Annotated in this window: 9 protein-coding genes and 1 pseudogene; 6 read left to right on the forward strand and 4 right to left on the reverse strand. The window is 73.1% G+C overall.

What is annotated here, in order from left to right:
* Positions 1-524 precede the first annotated feature (524 nt).
* Positions 525-1,808, reverse strand: a complete 1,284-nt coding sequence (gene tyrS / locus HUW36_RS17240; RefSeq protein WP_174529118.1) for a tyrosine--tRNA ligase — start codon at positions 1,806-1,808, stop codon at positions 525-527.
* Between the two features lie 108 nt (positions 1,809-1,916).
* On the opposite strand from tyrS, the pseudogene HUW36_RS17245 reads away from it, so the two are divergent.
* The 4 genes and pseudogenes from HUW36_RS17245 to HUW36_RS17260 all read left to right on the forward strand — a co-directional run.
* A pseudogene (locus tag HUW36_RS17245) lies at positions 1,917-2,294 on the forward strand (PaaI family thioesterase); the annotation flags it as partial.
* 77 nt (positions 2,295-2,371) lie between these two features.
* Positions 2,372-3,598, forward strand: coding sequence for an NRAMP family divalent metal transporter (locus tag HUW36_RS17250; protein WP_174529111.1), 1,227 nt, complete (start codon positions 2,372-2,374; stop codon positions 3,596-3,598).
* Positions 3,595-3,975, forward strand: a complete 381-nt coding sequence (locus tag HUW36_RS17255) for a hypothetical protein (RefSeq protein WP_174529112.1) — start codon at positions 3,595-3,597, stop codon at positions 3,973-3,975. The genes HUW36_RS17250 and HUW36_RS17255 overlap by 4 nt, the downstream gene beginning before the upstream one ends.
* A complete protein-coding gene (locus HUW36_RS17260) occupies positions 3,962-4,279 on the forward strand; it encodes a PRC-barrel domain containing protein (RefSeq protein WP_174529113.1) in 318 nt (105 codons plus the stop codon). Before HUW36_RS17255 ends, HUW36_RS17260 begins: the two co-directional genes overlap by 14 nt.
* 22 nt (positions 4,280-4,301) lie before the next feature.
* On the opposite strand, the gene HUW36_RS17265 is transcribed toward HUW36_RS17260, so the two are convergent.
* Positions 4,302-5,687, reverse strand: coding sequence for a hemolysin family protein (locus tag HUW36_RS17265; RefSeq protein ID WP_174529114.1), 1,386 nt, complete (start codon positions 5,685-5,687; stop codon positions 4,302-4,304).
* 36 nt (positions 5,688-5,723) lie between these two features.
* On the opposite strand from HUW36_RS17265, the gene HUW36_RS34990 reads away from it, so the two are divergent.
* Positions 5,724-5,924 carry an aromatic-ring hydroxylase C-terminal domain-containing protein gene (locus tag HUW36_RS34990; RefSeq protein ID WP_343044334.1) on the forward strand — a complete coding sequence of 67 codons (201 nt, stop codon included), beginning with the start codon at positions 5,724-5,726 and terminating at the stop codon, positions 5,922-5,924.
* A gap of 7 nt (positions 5,925-5,931) precedes the next feature.
* On the opposite strand, the gene HUW36_RS17270 is transcribed toward HUW36_RS34990, so the two are convergent.
* Positions 5,932-6,558, reverse strand: a complete 627-nt coding sequence (locus HUW36_RS17270; protein WP_174529115.1) for a YgjV family protein — start codon at positions 6,556-6,558, stop codon at positions 5,932-5,934.
* Between the two features lie 10 nt (positions 6,559-6,568).
* Positions 6,569-7,072 carry a GNAT family N-acetyltransferase gene (locus HUW36_RS17275; RefSeq protein ID WP_174529116.1) on the reverse strand — a complete coding sequence of 168 codons (504 nt, stop codon included), beginning with the start codon at positions 7,070-7,072 and terminating at the stop codon, positions 6,569-6,571.
* Between the two features lie 134 nt (positions 7,073-7,206).
* On the opposite strand from HUW36_RS17275, the gene ppdK reads away from it, so the two are divergent.
* Positions 7,207-9,867, forward strand: a complete 2,661-nt coding sequence (gene ppdK, locus HUW36_RS17280; protein ID WP_174529117.1) for a pyruvate, phosphate dikinase — start codon at positions 7,207-7,209, stop codon at positions 9,865-9,867.
* Positions 9,868-9,980: the final 113 nt, after the last annotated feature.

Raw genomic sequence — 9,980 nt, forward strand, 5'->3', positions numbered from 1 at the left:
CCGGGGTATAAAACAATTGGCACTGGCTTTACAAGCACCCTGTTGAGTTCTCAAAGAACAACCACACACCAACCAGAAGCCCTACACCGTAGAACCCCCACCTGGGGCATCTCGTTCATGTCCGCCGCTCTCACGCCGGGCACTTTTACTACGTTACCCGGTGGTTTCTGCCGTGTCAAACCGGTGTCTTCCGGTTTGTCGTGCATTCCCCTTTTACCGGGCACCCCGATTCAACCGACTTCCGTCGGTTGTTCCGAGGAATTCGGCAGGACGACCGTCCGCGGTTTTCCCGCTGGCCCGTCCGTTTCCCTGCCGGCCGATAACCTTACCCGGTCGGTTCCGCCTCGCCAAATCCGCCTCCCGGCGGATCCGGGGCACCGCCCGCGTCCCAGGTCCTGCGCTCCGGCCTCCCAGGTCTTTCGCCCTGTTCGTCCGGTCCGCGCTGGCAGAGAGAAAGTTACGCGCCCGGCGGATTGATCGTCAAATCCGCCGGGCGCGTCCCGCGTCACATCCTCGACCGATGGCTATCCGCGCAGCTCAACACCCGCGAACGAGCGCTTGCCTCGGCGCAGCACGAGGTAGCGCCCGTGCAGCAGGTCCGCCGGCGAGACGGTTGCGTCGACCTCGGCGATCCGGGTGTTGTTGACGTAGGCGCCGCCCTCGGCGATCACCCGCCGGGCCTCCTTCATGCTCGGCACCAGGCCCGACTCCTTGAGCAGGCCGGCCACGTCCGGAAGCTCGTCGAGGTGCACCAGACCGGCCTCGGTGAGCGCCGCGCGCAGCGTCTCCGGGGCCAGCTCGTCGAGCGAGCCGCGCCCGAACAGCGCCTGACTCGCGGCCACCGCCTGGGCCGTCTCCCGCTCGCCGTGCACCAGTGTGGTCAGCTCCTCGGCGAGCGCCCGCTGGGCCAGGCGCGCCTGCGGGCGCTCCGCGGTCGCCTTCTCCAACTCCTCCAGCTCCTCCCGGGAGCGGAAGCTGAAGTAGCGCAGGTAGCGGCTGACGTCCCGGTCGTCGGCGTTGACCCAGAACTGGTAGAACGCGTACGGGCTGGTCATCTGCGGGTCGAGCCAGACCGTGCCGGTCTCGCTCTTGCCGAACTTCGTACCGTCGGCCTTGGTCACCAGCGGCGTGGTGAACGCCTCCACCGGCCCGGCGCCGCGACGCCGGATGTAGTCCACTCCGGCGGTGATGTTGCCCCACTGGTCGGAGCCGCCGTACTGGAGCCGGCAGCCGTGCCGGCGGTGCAGCTCGAAGAAGTCGTTGGCCTGCAGGAGCTGGTAGCTGAACTCGGTGTAGCTGATGCCGCTCTCCAGCCGGGCCTTCACCACCTCGCGGGCCAGCATCTTGTTCACCGGGAAGTGCTTGCCGACGTCCCGGAGGAACTCGACCACCGACATCTCGCCGGTCCAGTCCAGGTTGTTGACCAGCTGGGCCGCGTTCACCCCGGTGTACGTCACGAACGGCGAGAGCTGGTCGCGGATGCGCTGGACCCAGCCGGCGATGACCTCGGGCGGGTTCAGCGTCCGTTCGGCGCTCTCCTTGGGATCGCCGATCTGACCGGTGGCGCCGCCGACCAGCAGCAGCGGACGGTGCCCGGCGAGCTGGAGCCGGCGGGCCATGACGACCTGCATCAGGTTGCCGATGTGCAGGCTGGGCGCCGTGGGGTCGAAGCCCACATAGAAGGTGGTGCTCCCGCCGTCGAGCAGTTCGCGCAGCTCGTCGAGGCCGGTCGAGTCCTGGATCAGGCCCCGCCACAGCAGGTCGTCGGTCAGGGAGTCCCGCCCCTGCGGGAGGTTGCTGTCGGTCACGGTCACCGATTCTCCCCCATCCCCCGGCCCGGTCCGTACCCGGTTTGCCGACGTGGGGGCCGACTAGGCTGGCGGCGCCGTCGAACGCGAGGAGGAACCGCGGTGGAGATGCCGAACCTGAGCGGGGGTTTCGTGGCCCTGTTGGGGCTGACGTTCGACGAGGTCAGCGGCGACCGGGTGGTGATCCGCTGGAAGGTGCGCCCGGAGCTGCACCAGCCGTACGGGATCCAGCACGGCGGCGTCTACTGCTCGGTGGTGGAGACCGCGGCCAGCGTCGGTGGCGCGCTCTGGCTGGGCGATCGCGGCAACGTGGTCGGGGTGTCGAACCAGACCGACTTCCTGCGTGCGGTCCGCGACGGGGAGCTGACCGCGGTGGGCACGCCGGTGCACCGGGGGCGCAGCCAGCAGCTCTGGCTGGTGGAAATCACCGACGGGGACGCGCGTCTGGTCGCGCGCGGCCAGGTGCGGTTGCAGAACCTCACCACCGGCTTAGGCATTCGCCCGAAACCGGGCGCTGACGCCGATATCGTCGCGTCGATGAGACCGCGTGCCGCCGACCCGACGTGAGGAAGCTCCTCGCCGTCACTCTGGGCGTGCTGTCGGCGGTCGGCGGCTTCGTCGACATCGGCGACCTGGTGGCCGCCAGCCAGGCCGGCGCGCTGTTCGGCATGGCCCACGCCTGGGTGCTGCTGGTCGGCGTGGTGGGCATCTGCGCGTACGCGGAGATGGCCGGCCGGATCGCGGCGGTGAGCGGCCGGGCGGTGTTCGACCTGGTCCGGGAGCGGCTCGGCCCACGGGTGGCGCTGCTCAACCTGGTCGCGTCGTGGCTGGTCACGGTGGTGACGCTGGCGGCGGAGCTGGGCGGGGTGGCGCTGGCGCTGCACCTGGCGACCGGGCTGAGTCACCTGCTGTGGGTGCCGCTGGCCGCGTTGGCGGTCTGGCTGGTGCTGTGGCGGATGCGGTTCGAGCTGATGGAGCGGATCTTCGGCCTGGCCGGGTTGGCGCTGCTGGTGTTCGCGGTCGCGCTGGTCGCGTTGCCGACCGACTGGTCGGAGCTGGGGCGCGGGGCGTGGCAGGTCGGCGCGGCCGGGCACGGCTGGCCGTTGTACTGGTTCGTGGCGGTGGCGTTGTTCGCGTCGACGGTCAGCCCGTACGAGGTGTTCTTCTTCTCCTCCGGCGGGGTGGAGGAGCGGTGGAGCGCGGCGGACCTGGCGCACGCCCGCTCCAACGTGCTGATCGGCTTCCCGGTGGGTGGCTTCCTGGCGCTGTCGCTGATCGCCGTGGCGACGGTGGCCTACCACCCGTCGGGGGCGTCGTTGGGCACGCTGGAGGAGGTGGCGCGGCCGGTGGCGACCGCGCTGGGCGGGGCCGGGCTGGCCGCGGCCGTGCTGGCGTTCTTCGCGGTGACGTTCGGCGCGGCGTTGGAGACCGGGCTGTCGGCGGCGTACGCGGCGGCGCAGTACTTCGGCTGGCAGTGGGGCAAGCGGGTCAGCCCCCGGGAGGCGGCCCGGTTCCACAGCGTCCTGCTGGTCGGTCTGCTGCTCGGGGTGGTGATGCTGATGACGACCGTGGACCCGGTGCGGCTGACCGAGTACATGCTGGTGCTGAGCGCGGTGGTGCTGCCGTTGACCTACCTGCCGATCCTGGTGGTGGCCAACGACCGGGGATACCTCGGCGACCGGGTCAACGGGTGGTGGACCAACCTGCTCGGCGCGGTGTTCCTGCTGCTGATCGTGGCCGCGTCGGTGGCGGCGATCCCGCTGGCGGTGATGACGGGGATGGGGCGATGAGGGTCCAGCTCGCGAAGCGGCTGCTCGACCGGCAGATCGTCGACGTCGAGGGGCGGCTCGTGGGACGTGTCGACGACATCGGGTTCGCGGTCGACGACGAGGGTTATCCGTACGTGGACTGCCTGCTCACCGGGCAGGGCGCGCTCGGGGAGCGGATCGGTGGCCGGGTCGGTCGGCTGCTGGTGGCGGTCGCCGACCGGTTCACCGACGATCCGCCGGTGCCGCCGTTGCGGGTACCGCTGTCCCAGGTGGCCGGCGTGGACAGCGCGGTCCGGTTGCGTTGCCGGGCCGCGGACCTGCCGCCGTCGCCGGTGGAGTCGTGGCTGCGGCGGCACGTGATCGCCCGGATCCCGGGGTCGAACCGTGCGAGCGGGTGAGCTGCTCGGCCGCACCGCGTACGACCTGCACGGGCGGCGGTTGGGCCGGGTGGTGGACGTGGTGGTTCGGGGCGGTTGGCCGCCGGACCGGCTGCGGATCACCGACGTGATCGTGGCCGGGCACTGGTGGACCCGGGTGACGAGCCGGCTGATCGGGCCGGAGCTGCACCCGTCCGGGCCGTGGCTGCTCCGGGCGGTCGCCCGGCTGATCGGGCGCAGCACGCACCAGCTGCCGGCGGACGCGGTGCAGCTGCGGCCGCCGGTGCCCGGCTTTCCGTTCGGCCCGCCGTCCGGTCGGCGGTGACGCGGGCCGGCCGGTGCACGACTCAGTTGCGGGCCTGGTCCAGGGCGCGGGCCTCGGACCCGCCGGCCTCCTCGTCCGTACCGTCGGTCGGGTCGGCGGCGGTGTCCCCGTCGCCGTCGCCGTCGTCCGAGCCGCGCCGGCTGCGGCGGCGTAGCCGCACCTCGGCGATGGCGCGCTGGTCGACGCCGGCGACGGTCAGCTCCCAGCCGTCGACGCGGACCGTCTCGCCGGCGACCGTCGGGATGTGGCCGAGGCAGATCAGGACCAGCCCGGCGACGGTGGTGTAGTCGCCGGCCGGCCGGTTGGGCAGGTCCACGCCGAGGTCGGTGAGGTCGTGCACGGGGAAGGTGCCGGGCAGCACCAGCGTGCCGTCGGCCTCGGTGCGGACGGCGCGCAGGTCCCGGTCGGTCTCGTCGTAGATCTCTCCGACGATCTCCTCGAGGATGTCCTCCAGCGTGACGATCCCGTCGACCGCGCCGCGCTCGTCCACCACCAGCGCGATGTGCTGGCGTTCGGCCTTGAACTGGCGCAGCGCGTCGACCACGGGGAGCGAGTCGGGCAGCAGCATCGGCGGTCGGGCGATCTCGTCGACCGGCCGGTCGTCGGGAACGCCGACCAGGTCCCGCAGGTGGATCACGCCGACCGCGTCGTCCAGGCCGCCGTGACGGACCACGGGTGCCCGGGAGTGGCCGGTCGCCGCGAGGACGAGCCGGGCGGCCTCCGCGGTGGTGCCGCTGTCGAGCGTGAAGACCTGCAATCGGGGTACGAGGACCGCGCGCAGCTGGCGGTCGGCGATCTCCACCGCGCCGGCGATGATGGTGCGCTGCTCCTTGGTGAAGCCGTGGTTGCCGGCGACGATGTCGCGCAGCTCGTCCGGGCCGATCTCGTCCGGCTCGTGCTTGGGGTTGAGTCCGAACAGGCGGACCACCAGGTCGCTGGTGGCGCCGAGCGCCCACACCGCCGGCCGGGTCACGCTGGCCAGCATGTCCAGCGGGCGGGCCACCACCAGCGCCCACCGCTCGGCGGACTGCATGGCGATGCGCTTGGGCGCCAGCTCGCCGAAGACCAGCGTGACGAACGTGAGGACCAGGGTCACCGCGACGATGGCGACCGTCTCGGCGGCGTCGCCGAACGCGCCGAGCAGCGGCACCAGCGGCCGGGCCAGCGAGACCGCGGCGGCGGCGGAGGCGAGGAATCCGGCGAGGGTGATGCCGATCTGGATGGTGGCCAGGAACCGGTTCGGGTCCTTGGCGAGACGGGCCAGCGTCCGGCCGGCGCGGCTGCTGCGCTCCAACCGCTGCAACTGGCTGTCCCGCAACGAGACCAGGGCCATCTCGCTGCCGGCGAAGGCGGCGTTGACGATCACCAGCACACCGACCAGGGCCAACTGGCTCCAGTAGCTCTGCACGAGCGGTTATCTCCCTCGGCCGATCCGGGTCGGCCGATGGCCGACTCGCCGGCCGGCAGCTCCGGTCGGCGTTGCCCCTCTGTGCCCCGCGAGCGCGCGCCTGAATCCTGCGAAGAAGCTGACCCCCGGTGGTTTCGGCCGGACTGCTTCGTGACCTGGGCGTCCACCGCCGCCGACCCGGACCGGGACGGGCTGCGCGCCGCGCTCGCCCGCTGGTTCGGCCGGCCCCGGGACTGACCGGACCTCAGGCCGGGGCGGGCAGGTCCAGCACGTACGCGTCGCCCTCGGGCCGGAAGCCGAGCCGGTGGTAGTAGGGGGCGACCATGCCCGGCGGGCTGACCACCCGACGAAAGCCCCGGTCGGTGAAGAGGCGGCTGCGCCGGTAGACGAACTCGCCGGGGGTGAAGTCGCGGAACGGCGGGGTGACGTAGTCCAGGTCGATCTGGGCGACCCCGCCGGCCTCGGCGTGCGACACCATCACGCCCACCACCTCGTCGGCCCGGACCACCAGGAAGGCCGAGCGGTCGGCGTCGGTCGGGTCCCAGCGGAACGCCGGATTGAACCGGGCGATGTCGGCGGCGTGCACGCGCAGCGTGTGGGCCAGGAACGCGTCGCCGGTGCCCACCTCCACCACCTGGTAGGTCTCCTCGTCGTGCCGGGTGGCCAGCAGCTTGCGCAGGTACCAGACGTTGATCACGGCGAGCACCACGTTCAGCCCGACCATGGGCCAGACGTGCACGGCGGCGTTGTAGCCGATCAGGATCAGGCAGCCGACCAGGTTGAGCGCGCGCAGCCGCAGGATGCGGGTCTGCAGCAGGGACCAGACCAGCAGCGCGGAGCCGGCCCAGCCGACGAGTTCCAGCCAGTTCACCCCGGGGAGACTAGTGGTCGCCCTGCTCAGCCGCCCCGGCGGGCAGCTCCAGCACGTACTCCTCGACCTCCGTGCCGCGGCTCGCGGCGTATCCGGAGTCCTCGCCGACCACGACGAAGCCGCACTTGCGCAGCACCGCGAGGGAGGCGGCGTTGTCCTTGGCGGCGCGGGCGTGCACCGGCCCCGGGGGCAGCTCGCGCAGCAGCGCGCGGAGCGCGGCCGTGGCGTGACCGCGGCCCCAGCGGGCCGGGTCGATCCAGTAGCTGACCTCGGTGCGCTCGCCGACCGGGAACGCGGCCACCCGCCCGACCAGCTCGCCGTCGACCTCGACGGCACGGTTGACCACCCGGTCGTCGGCGCGGATCCGCGCCCAGTGGGCGTCGAACGCGGCCCGGTCGGACGGGTCCGCCGGGCCGAACGCGGCCATCCAGGTGGCCTGCGGATCCTGCTCGTGGGCGAAGAACGCCGGCAGATCGTCGTCGCGCACCGGCCGGAGCCGCACCTCACTGGTCACGGCCCGGAACGATACGCGGCCCCACCGACACGCTCGGGACCTCCGGCCCGCGACAGGTCCCGTCCGGCCCTGCCGCGCCGGCCGCCGGCACCGCTACCAAGGAGGAGGAATGACGCAGCCGAGGAGGCCGGACCATGCCGAAGTACGTCTACGACTTCATCGAGGGTGACCGGAGCCGGGCCGACCTGCTCGGCGGCAAGGGCGCCAACCTCGCCGAGATGACCCGGCTCGGGCTGCCCGTGCCGCCCGGGTTCACCGTCACCACCGACGCCTGCCGGGCGTACCTGGCCACCGGGGCGCCGCCGGCCGGGCTGTACGAGGAGATCAACGCACACCTGCGCGAGGTCGAGGCGCGGCTGGACCGGTGGCTGGGCGACCCGCACGACCCGCTCCTGCTCGCGGTCCGCTCGGGCGGGCGGTTCTCCATGCCGGGCATGATGGAGACGATCCTGGACATCGGACTGAACGACGCCACGGTGGCCGGACTCGCCGCGCGCACCGGGGAGGAACGCTTCGCCTGGGACTCCTACCGGCGGTTGATCCAGATGTTCGGCCGGACCGTGCACGGCATCCCGGCCGAGGAGTTCGAACACGAGCTGGCGGCGGTGCGGGCCACCGCCGGGCCGGGCGGGCCGAGCGCCGGGCAGCTGCGCGACCTGGTCGACACGTACAAGAAGATCTTCGCCCGGCATGTCGGGCACGACTTCCCGCAGGCCCCGCACGAGCAGCTCTTCCTCGCCGTGCGCGCGGTGTTCTCGTCGTGGCACTCGGAGCGGGCCCGAGTCTACCGGCGGCAGGAGCGGATCCCGGACGACCTGGGCACCGCGGTCAACGTGATGGCCATGGTGTTCGGCAACCTCGGCCCCGACTCCGGGACCGGGGTGGCGTTCACCCGCGACCCGGCGACCGGCGCGCCCGGGGTGTACGGCGACTACCTGACCGACGCGCAGGGCGAGGACGTGGTGGCCGGCATCCGCAACACGGTGCCGCTGACCGAGCTGGCCCGGCTGGACCCGGCGAGCTTCCACCGGCTGCGGGAGATCATGGCGACGCTGGAGCGGCACTACCGCGACCTGTGCGACGTCGAGTTCACCATCGAGCGCGGCCGGCTGTGGATGTTGCAGACCCGGGTCGGCAAGCGCACCGCGGCGGCCGCGTTCGTGATCGCCGCGCAGCTGGCCGAGGAGGGGCTGATCACCGCCGACGAGGCGCTGACCCGGGTCACCGGGGCGCAGCTCGCCCAGCTCGCGTTCCCCGCCTTCGACCCGACCGGCGTGCCGGAGCCGCTGGCCGTCGGGGTGGGCGCCTCGCCGGGAGCGGCGGTGGGGCGGGTGGTCTTCGACTCCGCCGCCGCGGCGGCGGCCACCGGGCCGGTGATCCTGGTCCGCCCGGAGACCACCCCGGACGACCTGCCCGGCATGATCGCCGCGGCCGGGGTGCTCACCTCGCGCGGCGGCAAGACCTCGCACGCGGCCGTGGTGGCCCGGGGCATGGGCCGCACCTGCGTGTGCGGGGCCGACGCGGTGCGCATCGACGTCGAGCGCGGCGAGTTCCGCGTGGGCGACCGGGTGGTGCCGGCCGGCGAGCTGATCTCGATCGACGGCACCAGCGGGCGGATCTGGCTCGGCGAGGTGCCGGTGCAGCCGTCCCCGGTGGCCCGCTACCTGGCCGGTGAGCTGCGCCCCGAGAGCGACCCGCTGGTCGACGCCGTGCACCGCCTGCTCACGCACGCCGACGCGGTGCGGACGCTCGGGGTGCGGGCGAACGCCGACACGCCGGAGGACGCCCGCCGGGCCCGCCGCTTCGGCGCCGCCGGGATCGGGCTGTGCCGCACCGAGCACATGTTCCTCGGCGAGCGCCGGGAACTTGTCGAGCGGCTGATCCTGGCCGCGGGCCCGGCCGAGCTGCGGGCGGCGTTGGACGCGCTGCTGCCGTTGCAGCGGGCCGACTTCGTCGGGCTCCTCGCCGCGATGGACGGGCTGCCGGTCACCGTCCGGCTGCTGGACCCGCCCCTGCACGAGTTCCTGCCGCCGCTGGCCGAACTGACCGCCCGGGTGGCCCGCGCCCAGGCGCGCGGCGAGGACCCGGGACGCGACGCCACGCTGCTGGCCGCGGTGCGCCGGATGCACGAGGCGAACCCGATGCTCGGGCTGCGCGGCGTCCGGCTCGGACTGGTGGTGCCGGGGCTGTTCGCCATGCAGGTACGGGCGTTGGCGGAGGCGGCCGCGCAGCGGCTGCGGGCCGGCGGCGACCCGCGCCCGGAGATCATGGTCCCGCTGGTGGGGGACGTGCGGGAACTCGCCGCGGTGCGGGACGAGGCGCGCCGCGTGCTGGCCGAGGTCGACGGCGCACCGGAGATCCCGATCGGCACCATGGTCGAGACGCCCCGGGCGGCGCTGACCGCCGGGGAGATCGCCGGCGAGGCGAGCTTCTTCTCCTTCGGCACCAACGACCTGACGCAGACCACCTGGGCGTTCTCCCGGGACGACGTGGAGGGGTCGTTCTTCCCCGCGTACCTGGCCCGGGGCATCTTCGACGTGTCGCCGTTCGAGAGCGTCGACACCGCCGGCGTCGGGCGGCTGGTCCGGCTCGCGGTCGCCGAGGGCCGGGCGGCGCGGCCGGAGCTGACCGTCGGCGTCTGCGGCGAGCACGGCGGCGACCCCGACTCGATCGCGTTCTTCGCCGCGGCCGGACTCGACTACGTCTCCTGCTCGCCGTACCGGGTGCCGGTGGCGCGGCTGGCCGCCGGCCGGGCCGCGGTCGAGGCCGGCACCGACAACTCCGACTCCCGCTAGGAGGGCAGTGTCATGACCGCCATCTTCAACCCCACCGGACTGGCCACCGTTCCCCCGGTCCCCCGACCCGCCCCGCCGGCCGCGGACCCGGCGCCCGCCGCCCCCGAGCCGGT

It is taken from the genome of Micromonospora maritima, assembly GCF_902825405.1.
GTDB lineage: Bacteria > Actinomycetota > Actinomycetes > Mycobacteriales > Micromonosporaceae > Micromonospora > Micromonospora maritima.

What these genes read in the sequence shown, in the direction of transcription:
- ppdK (WP_174529117.1), top strand. Translation starts at nt 7,207, where the DNA reads ATGCCGAAGTACGTCTACGACTTCATCGAGGGTGACCGGAGCCGGGCC.
- HUW36_RS17255 (WP_174529112.1), top strand. Translation starts at nt 3,595, where the DNA reads ATGAGGGTCCAGCTCGCGAAGCGGCTGCTCGACCGGCAGATCGTCGAC.
- HUW36_RS34990 (WP_343044334.1), top strand. Translation starts at nt 5,724, where the DNA reads ATGGCCGACTCGCCGGCCGGCAGCTCCGGTCGGCGTTGCCCCTCTGTG.